This is a genomic window from Geothrix sp. 21YS21S-2, assembly GCF_030846775.1.
In the GTDB taxonomy this organism is placed as follows: domain Bacteria; phylum Acidobacteriota; class Holophagae; order Holophagales; family Holophagaceae; genus Mesoterricola.
Genome location: NZ_CP132910.1, coordinates 54,908 through 68,559, shown reverse-complemented (window position 1 = coordinate 68,559; position 13,652 = coordinate 54,908). Strand labels below are relative to the sequence as shown.

Below are 13,652 nucleotides of genomic sequence, written 5' to 3'. Positions count from 1 at the left end.
CCCATCCTTTTCGCAGGCCTTGAAGGACTGCGCTAACCCAGCGCCGCCTTGAGCGCGCCCAGCGCCAGCTCCGCCGAATGGTAGGAGGCGTCGTCGCTGTCGCCCAGGGCTTCCAGGACGTCCTCGACGTCCAGGGCGGCGGCCTCCGCCAGGGTACGGCCTTGTACCAGGTGGGCCACCAGGCTGCCGCAGATGACGAAGGACTCGCAGCCGTCCGTGGTGAAGCTCCCGGCGGCGACCCGGCCGTCCTCCAGCTTCAGCCATAGGTCCATGGCGTGGCCACAGCCGCCCTCCTGGGCCCTCCCATGCCGGTCCGCCCCTTTCATGGGGGAGAAATTGCCGGGGACCAGCCGGAAGCCGATGGAGGAGGGAAGCACCTTGCGCATCCATCAAGTGTGATGGATTTGTTGGGAAAAGCAGCACCAAACGATGGAACGGCCCGTTCCATATTCCTATTTGGGCATTCAGTGCTTTTGTGGGAAAATGCCAAGGCCCGGCACTTTGAAGGCGAGGAAACCATGGACCAGCCCAAGCGCATCGTCATCGTTGGTGGAGTCGCGGGAGGCGCCTCGGCGGCCGTCCGGGCACGCCGGCTGTCCGAGGGAGCGGACATCGTCCTCTTCGAGCGGGGGCCCCACGTCTCCTTCGCCAACTGCGGCCTGCCCTACCACATCGGCGGGGTCATCCCCGAGCGGGGCAAACTCCTGGTCCAGACACCCCAGAGCCTCATGGCCCGGTTCAACCTGGACGTGCGGGTGGACACCGAGGTCCAGTCCATCGACCCCGGGGCCCGCACGGTGACCGTGCGCAACCTGAAGACCGGCAAGGTGCGGGAGCAGCCCTACGACGCCCTGGTCCTGAGCCCCGGCGCCGAGCCGATCCGGCCGCCCCTGCCGGGCATCGGGGACCCGCGGATCCTCTCCCTTCGCAACCTGGACGACATGGACCGCATCCTGGCCGCCATGTCGGGCGCCACCCGGGCCCTGGTGGTGGGCGCGGGGTACATCGGCCTGGAGATGGCCGAGGCGTTCCGGGAGCGGGGCCTGGACGTGGTCCTGGTGGAGAGGCTGGACCAGGTCATGGCCATCGCTGACGCCGACATGGTCACGCCTTTGCACGGGGAAATCCGGCGCAACGGCGTGGACCTGCGCCTGGGCACGTCGGTGGAAGGCTTCGAGCCGGGCCCGGACGGCCTGGTGGCGAAGCTCTCCGACGGTTCCGAGGTGGCCTGCGGGCTGGCCGTGCTGGCCATCGGCGTGCGCCCGGAGACCGCCCTGGCCCGCGCCGCCGGGCTGGCCCTGGGCTCCACCGGGGGGATCCTGGTGGACGAATACATGCGAACCAGCGACCCCGCCATCTGGGCCGTGGGCGACGCCGTGGAGGTGAAGGACACCGTCCTGGACGGGCCCGCCCTCATCCCCCTGGCCGGCCCCGCCAACCGCCAGGGCCGCATCGCCGCCGACAACATCCTCGGGCGGCCCAGCGTCTACAAGGGCACCCAGGGCACGGCCATCTGCAAGGTCTTCGGCCTGGCTTTCGCCATCACGGGCCAGTCCGAGAAGGTGCTCCGGCGCAAGGGCGTGGCCCACCACAAGGTCTACATCCACCCCGCCGACCACGCCACCTACTACCCCGGCGCGCAGAGCATGTCCCTCAAGCTCCTGTTCGACGCCGAGGGCCACATCCTGGGCGCCCAGGCCGTGGGGGCCGCGGGCGTCGACAAGCGCATCGACGTCATCGCCACCGCCATGCGCGGGGGGCTGACGGTCTACGATCTGGAGGATTCCGAGCTCTGCTACGCCCCGCCCTACGGCAGCGCCAAGGACCCGGTGAACATGGCCGGGTTCGTGGCCGCCAACGTCCTGCGCGGGGACACCGCGCTCTGGGAGCCCGAGGAGCTGGAAACGCTGCGCGGGGACCAGGTGCTGCTGGACGTGCGCACCCTCCAGGAGTTCCAGGCCGGCACCATCCCCGGGGCCGTCCTGGCCCCCGTGGACGAATTGAGGGACCGCCTGGACGACCTGGACAAGGGCAAGGAGCACCTGGTCTTCTGCCAGGTGGGCCTGCGGGGCTACCTCGCCGGGCGGATCCTGTCGCAGCTGGGCTACAAGGTGCGCAACCTCTCCGGCGGCTACAGGCGCTACAAGATGTTCGCGGGCCAGGCCTGACCGTGGAGGACACCCGGCTCCTCCCCAGAATCGTCTGGCCCCTGGCCGCCGCCCTGACCCTCCTGCCCTGGTGCGGGGCCGCCACGGCCCTCCTGGGCGGCGTCATCCTGGCCGTGGGCCTGGGCAACCCCTACCAGGCCCTCTTCAAGCGGTGGACGGGACGGCTCCTGCCGTGGTCCGTCATCGGCCTGGGGGCCGGCATGGACCTGCGGGTCGTCATCCAGGCCGGCATCCACGGCCTGGGCTACACGGTGGTGAGCATCTCCCTCACCCTGGCCCTGGGGCTCTGGCTGGCCCGGCGCATGGGCGTGGCGGGCAACACCGGCCTCCTGGTGAGCGTGGGCACCGCCATCTGCGGCGGCAGCGCCATCGCGGCGGTGGCCCCCGTCATCAACGCCGAGGAGCACGAGACCTCCGTGGCCCTGGGCACGGTCTTCCTGCTCAACGCGGCGGCCCTGGTGATCTTTCCCTTCGTGGGCCACGCCTTCCGCCTCTCCCAGGAGGGCTTCGGCCTCTGGGCGGCCCTGGCCATCCACGACACCAGCTCGGTGGTGGGCGCCGCCCTGTCCTACGGGCGGCAGGCCCTGCAGATCGCCGTCACCGTGAAGCTGGCCCGGGCCCTGTGGATCGTCCCGGTGGCCTTCGGCATCGGCCTGGCCACGAAGCGGGAGCCCGGCGCGGCCAAGGGCAAGCGCCCCTGGTTCATCCTCGGCTTCCTCATCGCGGCCGCCCTGGCCACCTATGTGCCCATCCTCCACGTCCCCGCCCAGTGGGTGGCCAGGGGCGCCAAGCAGGGCCTGGTCCTCACGCTCTTCCTCATCGGGGCCGGACTCACGCCCGCGACCCTGCGCAAGGTGGGGGTGAGGCCCTTCCTGCACGGGCTGCTGCTGTGGGTGATCATCGGCTCGGCGAGCCTGGGGGCGGTGCTTGCCGGGATCCTGAAATAGCTAGACCAGCGAGGCCAGTGCCTCCCGGTGGAAGGGGCTCAGTTCGGAATAGCGCCCCTCCATCACTTTCCTCGCCCAGTCGGGATCGACGATCAGCGCCCGCCCCACGCCCACCAGGTCGAACTCGTCCCGCTCCAGGCGCTCCAGGAGGGTCCCGATGGAGGCCGGCTCGGAGCTCTGGCCCTTGAAGGCCGCCAGGAACTCGCCCGAAAGGCCCACGGAGCCGACGGTGATGGTGGGCCGGCCCGTGAGCTTTTTCGCCCAGCCGGCGAAGTTCAGGTCCGAGCCTTCGAACTCGGGCTCCCAGAAGCGGCGCTGGGAGCAGTGCAGGATGTCGGCGCCGGCGTCCACCAGCGGGGCCAGCCAGCCTTCCAGCTCCGCGGGGGTGCTGGCCATGCGGGCGGTGTAGTCCTGGCCCTTCCACTGGGACAGGCGGAGGATGACCGTGAAGTCCTCGCCCACGGCCTTTCGCACGGCCCGGACGATCTCGGCGGCGAAGCGGGAGCGCTCGGGCAGGGTCGCGCCGCCGTAGCGGTCGGTGCGGCGGTTGGTGGCCTCCCAGAAGAACTCGTCGATGAGGTAGCCGTGGGCGCCGTGCAGCTCCACCGCGTCGAACCCCAGGCGCCTGGCGTCGGCCGCCGCGCTGGCGAAGGCGGCGATGGTGGCGGCGATGTCCTCGTCGCGCATGGGCTCCCCGGCCTCGCGGCCGGGGGCCATGAGGCCCGAGGGGCTGTCGATGCGGCCCGGGCCGCGCGCGCCCTTGGCGCCGGAGACGGCGCCCACGTGCCAGAGCTGGGGCGCCATGACGCCGCCTTCGGCATGCACCGCGTCGATGACCCGCTTCCACCCCGCCAGCTCCGCCTCGCCGTGGAAGCGGGGGGCGTTCGGGTCGTTGAGGGAGGCGCTCCGGGCGACGCCGGTGCCCTCCGAGACGATGAGGCCCACGGAGGCGCGGCGCGCGTAGTAGGCCGCCACCTCCTCCGTGACCACGCCCCCCGGCGAGAAGGACCGGGTCATGGGGGCCATGACGATGCGGTTCTTCAGCTTCAGGGACTTCACTTCGAAGGGGCGGAACAGGGCGCTGGCGGACATGGCGGCGTCTCCTTGGCCTTTCATTCTAGAGCGTCTGGGTGACGGCTTCCGGAGTTACTGCCAGCGCAGCCCGGGCCCAGCTGAACTTGGCCTTCATGACGTCGAAGTCGGGACCGGAGGCGATGAACGCCGCCCGGCCCTTGATGAGGAACCCGGTGCCCGGGCCGTGCTGGCCGGGGACCTTGGAGGAGCCCAGGGTCACCAGCACCTGGTCGTTGAAGGCGACGTTGGCCTCGGTGCGGGTCATGTAGCCGGCGGGGATGAGCAGGCGCCCGTCCTCGGTGGCGCGGACGTAGCTGTTCCACGTATTGACCATGTGGGGGCCGTCCTGGCCCAGGGTGGCGATGGCGACGACGCCGTCCTTCGTGAGCACTTCCAGCAGTTTTTCGGGCATGACCATGTCGGCCTCCTGAGTGGGGGGGGTTGATCGTCCAGTCCTGAGGGCTGGCTAGGTTGTTTGGGTCCGGGCCTGCTTGCGGGACTGGAACCAGGTGCCGGTGCCCGCGAGGAATTCGTCGGGAGCCTTCTTTTCGAATTCGCAAATCAGGTCCGCCAGGGTCCTGGATGCCAGGTGGTCCTGGAGGACCTGCTCGGCCTTCAGCATCACCGCGTGGATGCGGCAGGTCCCGGCCGTGGCCCACTCGGGGGCCGTGGCGCCGAACAGGGCGCAGTTGGCGCGGATCTCGGCGCAGGCGAACAGCTTGCGGTCCGGGTCCACGGCCGCGAGGACCTCCATGACGGAGATCCGGTCCGCGGGCCGGGTCAGGGTGAAGCCCCCCGCGATGCCTTCGCGGGCCGCCACCAGGCCGGCCTTCCTGAGCCGGGTGAAGAGCTTGGCCAGGAAACGCTCAGGGACCTTCTGGAAGGTGGCGAGGTCCTTCACCGAGGCCGGCTCCGGCCGGGTGGCCAGGATGAGCAGCGAGTGCAGGGCATACTCGGCGCCGGCGCCATAAAGGGACGAACTCAAACTAACACCTCACGAGGAGTAGTTTCCGACAACGCCGCACCCCCCGTCAACCCATTTCCACAGAACATGTTTCAGATTCCGAGGCGTTCCTTCAGTTCCGCAAGGTAGCGCCGCGTCACCGGCACCTGCTGGCCGGACCTCGTCCTCAGCACCACCGAGGCCGGGTCCCCCTTCCCCACGACGTCCACGTGGTCCAGGTTCACCAGGAACTGCTTGTGGACCCGGGCCATGCGGGGGACCTTGGCCTCCAGGAGGCTGAGGGTGAGTTCGGTCAGGTACTCGGCCCTGGCCGTCACCAGGTGCACCCCGGTCTCGCTGGAGCGCACGAATTCCACCTCCCCGGCGGCCACGAGCTTCGTGCCCTGGGCGCACACGCAGGGGATGCGCTCGATGGCCGGGCTCTGGAAGACCGGCTTGCGGCCCTCGCCCAGGTAGCGGCGGACCTTCTCCACGGTGCGGGCGAGGCGCTCGGCCTGCACGGGCTTGAGGAGGTAGTCCACGGCGTTCTCCTCGAAGGCCTTGAGGGCGTACTCGTCGTGGGCGGTCACGAAGACCACGCAGGGCATGAGCTCGGGCTCGATCATGGACACCAGCTGGAAGCCGTCCACCTTGGGCATGTGGATGTCCACGAAGAGCACGTCGGGGCGCGTGGCCCGGATTGTGCGCAGGGCCTGGATGGCATTGGGGCAGGCCCCCACCACGGCGATCTCGGGCACCTCCCCCAGCAGGGCCTCAAGCTCCTCGCGGGCGTTCTGCTCGTTGTCCACCACCACGGCGCGCATCATGCGGCACCCGTCTCGGCGGGGACGGCGATGGAGACGCGGGTGAGCCGGTCGGGATCGCAGTGGACGGTGAGCCCCTTGCAGCCCCGCACCAGGGTTCGGACCCGCCTGTCCACGATGCTCATGCCCAGGCCGCCCCCGGGGCCGGCGGCGGCGAAGTTGCCCCCGTCGTCCTCCACGTCGATTCGCACGCAGGCGCCGTCCGCGTAGGCGTGGATGCGCACGGTGCCGGGCTCGAGCATCTCGGCGATGCCGTGCTTGATGGCGTTCTCCACCAGGGGCTGGAGGGTGAAGGTGGGGAGCTTCACGTGGAGCAGCGCCGGGTCCACGTCGACCTCCACGGTGAGCTGGTCCTCGTAGCGGGCCTTCTCGATCTCCAGGTAGGCGTTGACGTGGGCCAGCTCCTCCTGGAGGGTGGAGAGGCCCGAGTTGCGCTTGAGGTTCATGCGGAAGAAGTCCGCCAGGTGGTCCAGGAGGGCCCGGGCCCGCGGGGCGTCCCGGCGCATGATGGCCTGGATCGCGGCCAGGGAGTTGAAGAGGAAGTGCGGGTTGATCTGGGCGTGGGCGAGCTTGAGCTCGGCGAGCACCAGCAGCTCCTTCTGCTCCTGGTAGTGGGCGCGCACCAGCTGGCTGGCCAGGAGGTTGGCGAGACCCTCGCCCAGGGTGCGGTTGATGGTGAGGAAGCGCTTGTGGGCCTTCTCGTAGAGCTTGATGGTGCCGATGACGTCGCGCCCCACCAGGAGCGGCACCACCAGCACCGACCCCAGGGGGCAGTCCTCCTGGATGCTGCAGTGGTAGGGATCCCGCACCCCGTCCAGGAAGACCACCTCGCCGTTGGCGATGGCCTTGCGGGTGGAGTCGGACATGATGGGCGTGCCGGGGCGGTGGTGGTCGGAACCCGGGCCGGTGAAGGCCAGGACGCTCTCGCGGTCCGTGATGGCCACGGACCCCACGCCGGTCTCCTCCTGGATGATGGTGGCCAGGCGCGGGGCCACCTCCGGGCTGAAGCCCTTGGCCAGAAGGTCCAGGGTGCGTTCGGCGATGCGCAGGGTGCGCCGGGTGGAGGCGTTGCCGGCCAGGTCGTAGATGTCCCGGCGGTCCCGCAGGATGCTCATGAAAAGCGCCGCCCCGCAGGAGTTGGCCAGGATCATGGGGAGGCCGATGACCTTCACCAGGGCCCAGGCCTCCGCGAAGGGGCGGGCCAGGACCAGGATGACGACCATCTGCAGGACCTCGGCCACCAGCATGGTGAGCCCGGCGGTGACCGGGCTCAGGGCCCGGTCCTGGAAGGCGGACCGGGCGCAGTAGAGGCCCACGAGGCCCCCGATGAGGCCTTCCATGGTGGTGGAGACCCCGCAGGCCACGGCCGTGAAGCCGCCGAAGGTGAAGCGGTGCAGGCCGCTGAGCAGCCCCACCGCGGTGCCCAGGAAGGGCCCGCCGATGAGCCCGGCCAGCACGGGACCGATGGCCCGGGCGTTGGCGATGGCGCCGTGGACCTTGACCCCCATGTAGGTGCCGCCCACCGAGATCAGCGTGAAGAACACGAACAGGGCCGCCTTCTGGCCGAAGCCCAGGGGCTCGGCCTTCCGGAGGCGGTAGGCGGGGGACTTGCAGTAGACGTAGGCCACCAGGAGGAAGAACGACACCACCTGGATGAGGGGGAACAGCAGCTTGAGCACGGGCAGGCTCCGCAGGATTGTCGGTCAGGGCGGAAAAACGACCGGATACCGCCTCGATTTGTCGCCTGGGACCCTTGGCGGGTCCCCGGGCCGGGGAGGCCTCCATTATGGACTCATCCGTCTTCAATTCCATTCCCATAAGGAGGAGCCGATATGAATGCCCTGACCCTCGTGTTCGTTACGCTGTGCATCTTCGCACTGGCGTACCGGTATTACGGGATCTTCCTGGCCACCAAGGTCCTGAACGTGGACGCCGACCGCGTCCCGCCCGCCATCGCCCTGGCCGACGGGCACGACTACCACAAGACGAACAAGTTCGTCCTCTTCGGGCACCACTTCGCGGCCATCGCGGCCGCCGGGCCGCTGCTCGGCCCCGTCCTCGCGGCCCAGTTCGGCTGGCTGCCGGGCACCCTGTGGATCATCATCGGCTGCGTGCTGGGCGGCGCCGTGCACGACATGGTCGTGCTGTTCGCCTCCGTGCGCTACAAGGGCAAGAGCCTGGCCCACATCGCCGAGAACGAGATCGGCCGGCGCGCCGGCACCGTGGCGGGCTTCGCCATCCTCTTCATCCTCATCCTGACCCTGGCCGGCCTCTCCATCGGGGTGGTCAACGCCCTGTTCAACAGCCCCTGGGGCACCTTCACGGTGCTGATGACCATGCCCATCGCCCTCTACATGGGCGTGCACATGTACATCCTGCGCAAGGGCGACGTGCTCGGCGCCAGCATCATCGGCGTCGTGGCCCTGTTCCTCACCCTCCTGGCCGGCCCCTACGTGGCCGCCAATCCCACCCTGGCGCGCTGGCTGACCCTCACCAAGAACCAGCTGGGCATCATCATCCCCGCCTACGGCTTCATCGCCTCGGCCCTGCCCGTGTGGCTCCTGCTCTGCCCCCGGGACTACCTGTCCACCTACCTGAAGCTGGGCGTGATCATCATGCTCGTGGGCGGCATCGCCTGGGTCCACCCGAACCTGGTCAACGCCCCCGTCACCCAGTACATCCACGGCGGCGGCCCCATCATCCCCGGCACCGTCTACCCCTTCATCTTCATCACCATCGCCTGCGGCGCCCTGAGCGGCTTCCACGCCATCATCGGCACCGGCACCACCCCCAAGATGATCGCCAGCGAGAAGGACATCCTGTTCGTGGGCTACGGCGCGATGCTCGTGGAAGGCGTGGTGGCCATCATGGCCCTGATCGCCGCCAGCGTCCTGATGCCCTCCGACTACTTCGCCATCAACGCGGTGCCCAAGGCCTATGCGGCCCTCCACATGACTCCCGTCCACCTGCCGGCCCTGAGCCAGGCGGTGGGCGAACAGCTCCAGGGCCGCCCCGGCGGCGCCGTCTCCCTGGCGGTGGGCATGTCCTACATCTTCTCCTCCATCCCCTTCATGAAGCACCTGGCCGCCTACTGGTACCACTTCGCCATCATGTTCGAGGCGGTCTTCATCCTCACCGCCGTGGACACCGGCACCCGCGTGGGCCGCTACATGCTGCAGGAGATGCTGGGCAAGGTCTGGCCGAAGTTCGACGAGAAGAAGTGGATGCCCGGCATCATCGTCACCAGCCTGCTCTTCACCACCGCCTGGGGCTACCTGGTCTACACCGGCGACATCTCCACCATCTGGCCCCTGTTCGGCATGGCCAACCAGCTCCTGGCCACCTGCGCCCTGATCGTCGGCACGACCATGCTCATCCGCCACGGCAAGGCCCGCTACGCCTGGACCACCGCCGTTCCCGGCCTGTTCATGGTCCCGGTCACCTTCATGGCCGGCGTCCAGAACATCCTCTACAACTACCTGCCCAAGGGCCTCTGGCTCCTGGTGGTGTTCTCCGTCGTGCTGATGGTCCTCATGGCCATCGTGTTCGTGGAGGCCTTCATCAAGTGGTTCCAGCTCCTGAACGTCAAGGACTTCATCAAGGACCGGCACGGCGTGCTGGTGCTGGCGGAGACCGAGGAATAGCGTGAAGCCAGGGGGCCCGGAAGGGCCCCCTGGTGTATCCTGGGTCTCCCATGGAACCGCAACTCACGAGCACCTGGAAGGTCAGCCGCAGGGCCTGGTCCCTCAGCCACGAGATGTACAAGGCCAACCGGCGGAAGTTCAAGCGGAACCTGCGGTGGGCGGTGACGGCGGCGGTGCGCCAGGCGGTCACCCGGCCCTGGTTCGAGTTCCTGGCGACCCCTGGCATGGCACCCTTCGTGCACGCCAACCCGCGCCTGGCCTTCCGGCCCATGAACACCTACATGTCCAAGGCCTGGTCCTGGGAGCGCCGCACCAAGGTGGTCCTGGAGACCTATGAATTCATCAACTCCATGAAGGGCGTCCTGCGGGACGCCATGCTCCGGCCGGAAGGGCGGATCCTGGCGGCCGTGGACCTGGGCAAGGGGCTGGAGGCGCGGTTCCGCCTGGGTTTCGATCCCAAGTTCCGCAAGGAGGGCGAGCTGTGCCTGTTCCTGGAGCTGTCGGCCTTTGAGGGGCCGGTGATGGGCATGGCCCTCTCCCTGGAGCACCTGGCGGGCAGCCGCTGGGTGGCCTACGTGGGCGCCATCCAGGGGCGCCTGGGCGGCGGGGAGGACGTCGTGAAGGTGGCCACCAAGGCCATGCACGGCCTCCGGCCCAAGTTCCTCATGGTGTTCCTGGCCCAGGAGATGGCCCGCGCGCTGCGGGTGGGGCGGCTGCTGGGGGTGGGCAACCGGATCCAGGTGTACCGCGCCAACCCGTTGCGGATCCTGCACGCCTCCAAGGACGTCCGCTTCGACTACGACGCGCTGTGGAAGGAGGCGGAGGGAGAAGCGGCCGAAGAGGGGTGGTTCCAGCTTCCCCTGCGCACCCCGCGGCGGGCTGAGGAGGACTTCCCGTCCAACAAGCGCGCCATGTACCGGAAGCGTTATGCCCTCATGGACGAGCTGAGCCGCCAGATCAAGATCCAGCTGGCCCCCTTCGGAGCCTGAAGATCCCTGCCCGCAAAACCGGCCAAACAGGGCATCATGGTAGGTTCTCAAGGAATAAAGTGACCCCGAAGCCCTCGACCCCCATCCGCGCGGCCGTCCTTTTCGGACTGGCGGGATGCGCGTTGGGGGCCCAGGGGGTCCTGGCGCCCATCGGGATCATCCTCTCCGAGCAGTCCCGCACCGCCTTCAGCGTGCAGGGCGCGGGGGCCCGGGCCCTGGGCCTGGGCGGGGCCTTCATCGGGGTGGCCGACGACGCCACGGCGGTGACCTTCAATCCCGCCGGGCTGGCCCAGATGGTGAAGCCCGAGATGAGCTTCGTGGGCCAGGGCTTCAACCGGCGCGGGGCCTTCCAGGACGCCCAGACCCTCTCCGGCAGGCGCACCCTGGTGGTGGACGACTCCCTGGTCTCCAGCACCCGTTTCGACCCTCTCCTGCTGTCGGGCACCCTCCCGCTGCGGGTGGACGGGAGGACCCTGGCCATCCAGCTCTCCATCCAGCGCCTGATCCCCCTGCGGGAAGGGAATTCCCGGGCCATGCAGGAACGGCCCCAGGACGGGTCGGCCCCCGTTCAGCTGCACCAGAGCATCGACCAGACGGGGCAGATCGACCTCTACTCCTTCGCCACGGCCTACGAGGTGTCCCAGCGGATCCTCCTGGGCTTTTCCGTGAACTACTGGCGGGGCGACTGGAACCTCGGCTCCAGCAGCACCAGCGCGTCGGCCGGCACCACCAGCTTCGTGCACTACACCCAGAGCAACCACATGGAAGGCTCGAACGTCACCCTGGGCCTCCTGTGGCGCTGGGAGACCTGGAGCCTGGGGATCAACCGCAGCACGTCCTTCCACGCGGACTACACCTACAGCGCCTCCTACCTCTCCAGCGCCACGCCCCAGGTCACCGCCCCCCCCTACACCACGGGCCTCCACTGGCCCTCCACCACCGGGGTGGGGCTGGCCTACCGCCCCGCGGACGGCTGGCTCGTGGCCCTGGACCTGGTGCGGACCCCCTGGTCCGAGGCCCGCTACATGAGCGGCCGGGAGAACCTCAACGGCCTCAACTTCTTCGACATGTCCAAGGGGAACCGGACGCCGGACGCCACCCAGTTCCACCTGGGGGTGGAGCGCATCCTCCTGGCCCCCTCGGGCAACGTCATCCCCCTGCGCTTCGGCTATTCCCGTGAACCCCAGCCCGTCACGGACCGCCTCACGGGGCAGCAGCGGGTCATGCAGGGCGTGAGCGCCGGGTCCGGCCTCAAGCGGGGGCGCTTCACCTTCGATGCGGCCTACCGGTACGGATGGGGCAGGCGCCGGGCCTCCCAGTTCCTGGACGCCGACCAGCTCCTCACCAACAGCCACGCCAAGTCCCTGGGCACTGAGAACATCACCGAGCACCGGCTGGACTTCAGCTTCATCGTCCAGTTCGAACGGCGCCCCGTGCAGGACTTCCTGCGCCACCTGTTCGTGGGGGGCTGAGTGCACCCCTGCCTCGTCCTGCCCGCCCTGGTCCTGCTCCAGACCCAGCCCACGTTCTACGCGGCCTGGGAGGACGGCCGGGACGCCGAGGCCGCCCGGCACTTCGAGGCGGCCCTGGCGGCCTATCAGCGGGCGGCCGAACTTCATCCCCGGTCCGCCCGGCAGGTGATCATCTACGGCAACAACGTGCTCCAGGGCTTCTATCCCTACACGCGCATCGCCCGGTGCTGCATCGAGCTGGGCCGGTGGGATGCGGCCGACCAGGCCCTGGCCCAGGCGGAACGCGAAAGCGAACCCAGGGAGGAGCGCCAGGCCCTGGCCGCGCGCGTGCATCGTCCCCGCCCCGCCGAGGTGGCCCCGTCCGCGCCCCCGGCACCCGCCCCCGCGCCCGTGAAGGCCGCCGAACCCGCCCCGGCCCCGCCGCCGGCGGTGGCCGCGCCTCAGCCCGCGCCCCCGCCTGAACCTCCCAGGACGGCGGAGCCGCGCCCCGTGGAGCGCCCCCCGGCATCGGTGCAAGCCCCTCCCGCCCGGCCCGTTCCCGAGCCGCCCAGGGCCCCCGAGATCCAGATCCGCCAGCGCCACGGCGTCTATCCCTGGCTCCTGGGCGGGCTGGCCGCGGCGGTGCTGGGCCTGTGGCTCGCCGGTCGACGCAGGCGGCCGGCCCTTGACGAGGCCTTCCGCCAGCCGGCGCAGGTGGGCCCGTACCACATCGAGCGGCTGCTGGGACGGGGCGGGTTCGCGTCCACCTACCTGGCCCGCAAGGAGGGCGACAAGCGCCCGGTGGCCCTCAAGCTCCTCCACCCCTTCCGCCAGGACGATCCCGAGTTCCTGGGACGTTTCCGGCAGGAGGCGCGCCTGGGCTCGCTCCTGGACCACCCCAACATCGTCCGTCTCCTGGACCAGGGCCCCCGGGACACCACCCCCTGGCTGGTCATGGAGTACGTGGAGGGCCAGCGCCTGGACGTCTACCTCAAGGAGCGCGGGCAGCTGCCGCTCGCCAAGGTCCTGGACCTGGCCCGGCAGGTGGCCTCGGCCATGGCCCACGCCCACGGCCGGGGCGTCACCCACCGGGACCTGAAGCCCGGGAACATCCTGATGCTGGGGGACCAGGTCAAGGTGATGGACTTCGGCATCGCGCGGATCCTGGACTCGGCCACCCTCACCACCACCTACGCCTTCCTGGGCACCCCCTCCTACGCCGCCCCGGAGCTCCAGCTCAAGACCCAGGTGGGTCCGGCCGCGGACCGGTATTCCTTCGGCATCCTGCTTTTCGAACTGATCAGCGGGCAGACCCCCTTCCGGGGCGAGACCCCCTTCGAGATCCTGGACCAGCACCGCAGCGCCGAACTTCCGGACCTGGCCGCCCTGCGCCCCGACGCGCCCCGCCCCCTGGTGGACCTGGTGCGCCGCCTGGCCCGGAAGAATCCTGACGAACGCCCAGGCGATGACGAGGTCTGCGAGATCCTGGATGCCCTGGCCGGGGCGAAAATTTGAAGTTGCGAACAAATCTCTTGACCGGGGCCCGATCAGAGTTAAATTATACATCGAATAAAATTCCGCTTACGGAGCGGAGTTCCTCATCGTTCAGGTA

At 69.4% G+C, this 13,652-nt stretch carries 12 protein-coding genes; 6 read left to right on the top strand and 6 right to left on the bottom strand.

Annotated features, from left to right (window positions below):
- Window positions 1-32 precede the first annotated feature (32 nt).
- The gene (locus RAH40_RS00295; RefSeq protein ID WP_306600039.1) at window positions 33-386 is read right to left on the bottom strand and encodes an iron-sulfur cluster assembly scaffold protein; all 354 of its coding nucleotides are present in this window, start codon (window positions 384-386) and stop codon (window positions 33-35) included.
- Between the two features lie 132 nt (window positions 387-518).
- Between RAH40_RS00295 and RAH40_RS00290 the strand changes: the two genes are divergently transcribed.
- Together RAH40_RS00290 and RAH40_RS00285 are read left to right on the top strand one after the other, a co-directional pair.
- The gene (locus tag RAH40_RS00290; RefSeq protein WP_306600038.1) at window positions 519-2,168 is read left to right on the top strand and encodes an FAD-dependent oxidoreductase; all 1,650 of its coding nucleotides are present in this window, start codon (window positions 519-521) and stop codon (window positions 2,166-2,168) included.
- 2 nt (window positions 2,169-2,170) lie between these two features.
- Complete coding sequence (locus tag RAH40_RS00285) at window positions 2,171-3,115, top strand: YeiH family protein (protein WP_306600037.1); 945 nt, start codon at window positions 2,171-2,173, stop codon at window positions 3,113-3,115.
- Here the strand turns inward: RAH40_RS00285 and RAH40_RS00280 are convergent, their stop codons facing one another.
- The 5 genes from RAH40_RS00280 to RAH40_RS00260 all read right to left on the bottom strand — a co-directional run bounded on the left by RAH40_RS00280 (window position 3,116) and on the right by RAH40_RS00260 (window position 7,635).
- Window positions 3,116-4,207 (bottom strand): NADH:flavin oxidoreductase, encoded by a 1,092-nt coding sequence (locus tag RAH40_RS00280; protein WP_306600036.1) that lies wholly within the window; start codon window positions 4,205-4,207, stop codon window positions 3,116-3,118.
- A gap of 25 nt (window positions 4,208-4,232) precedes the next feature.
- Window positions 4,233-4,607 (bottom strand): pyridoxamine 5'-phosphate oxidase family protein, encoded by a 375-nt coding sequence (locus tag RAH40_RS00275; RefSeq protein ID WP_306600035.1) that lies wholly within the window; start codon window positions 4,605-4,607, stop codon window positions 4,233-4,235.
- A gap of 48 nt (window positions 4,608-4,655) precedes the next feature.
- Entirely contained in the window at window positions 4,656-5,174 is a 519-nt protein-coding gene (locus tag RAH40_RS00270; RefSeq protein ID WP_306600034.1) for an Rrf2 family transcriptional regulator, read from the bottom strand.
- 71 nt (window positions 5,175-5,245) lie between these two features.
- Window positions 5,246-5,959 (bottom strand): two-component system response regulator BtsR, encoded by a 714-nt coding sequence (gene btsR / locus RAH40_RS00265; protein WP_306600033.1) that lies wholly within the window; start codon window positions 5,957-5,959, stop codon window positions 5,246-5,248.
- Window positions 5,956-7,635 (bottom strand): sensor histidine kinase, encoded by a 1,680-nt coding sequence (locus RAH40_RS00260; RefSeq protein WP_306600032.1) that lies wholly within the window; start codon window positions 7,633-7,635, stop codon window positions 5,956-5,958. Before RAH40_RS00260 ends, btsR begins: the two co-directional genes overlap by 4 nt.
- A gap of 153 nt (window positions 7,636-7,788) precedes the next feature.
- On the opposite strand from RAH40_RS00260, the gene RAH40_RS00255 reads away from it, so the two are divergent.
- The 4 genes from RAH40_RS00255 to RAH40_RS00240 are packed head-to-tail and all read left to right on the top strand — an operon-like array spanning window position 7,789 to window position 13,555.
- The gene (locus RAH40_RS00255) at window positions 7,789-9,600 is read left to right on the top strand and encodes a carbon starvation protein A (RefSeq protein WP_306600030.1); all 1,812 of its coding nucleotides are present in this window, start codon (window positions 7,789-7,791) and stop codon (window positions 9,598-9,600) included.
- A gap of 50 nt (window positions 9,601-9,650) precedes the next feature.
- Window positions 9,651-10,589 carry a DUF535 family protein gene (locus RAH40_RS00250; protein WP_306600029.1) on the top strand — a complete coding sequence of 313 codons (939 nt, stop codon included), beginning with the start codon at window positions 9,651-9,653 and terminating at the stop codon, window positions 10,587-10,589.
- A gap of 59 nt (window positions 10,590-10,648) precedes the next feature.
- A complete protein-coding gene (locus RAH40_RS00245; protein ID WP_306600028.1) occupies window positions 10,649-12,061 on the top strand; it encodes an OmpP1/FadL family transporter in 1,413 nt (470 codons plus the stop codon).
- Entirely contained in the window at window positions 12,062-13,555 is a 1,494-nt protein-coding gene (locus RAH40_RS00240) for a serine/threonine-protein kinase (RefSeq protein ID WP_306600027.1), read from the top strand.
- Window positions 13,556-13,652: the final 97 nt, after the last annotated feature.

Bases quoted from the DNA above. Each gene is read 5' to 3' on its own strand.
- btsR (WP_306600033.1), bottom strand. From the start codon at position 5,959: ATGATGCGCGCCGTGGTGGTGGACAACGAGCAGAACGCCCGCGAGGAG.
- RAH40_RS00250 (WP_306600029.1), top strand. From the start codon at position 9,651: ATGGAACCGCAACTCACGAGCACCTGGAAGGTCAGCCGCAGGGCCTGG.
- RAH40_RS00255 (WP_306600030.1), top strand. From the start codon at position 7,789: ATGAATGCCCTGACCCTCGTGTTCGTTACGCTGTGCATCTTCGCACTG.
- RAH40_RS00295 (WP_306600039.1), bottom strand. From the start codon at position 386: ATGCGCAAGGTGCTTCCCTCCTCCATCGGCTTCCGGCTGGTCCCCGGC.
- RAH40_RS00275 (WP_306600035.1), bottom strand. From the start codon at position 4,607: ATGGTCATGCCCGAAAAACTGCTGGAAGTGCTCACGAAGGACGGCGTC.
- RAH40_RS00290 (WP_306600038.1), top strand. From the start codon at position 519: ATGGACCAGCCCAAGCGCATCGTCATCGTTGGTGGAGTCGCGGGAGGC.
- RAH40_RS00280 (WP_306600036.1), bottom strand. From the start codon at position 4,207: ATGTCCGCCAGCGCCCTGTTCCGCCCCTTCGAAGTGAAGTCCCTGAAG.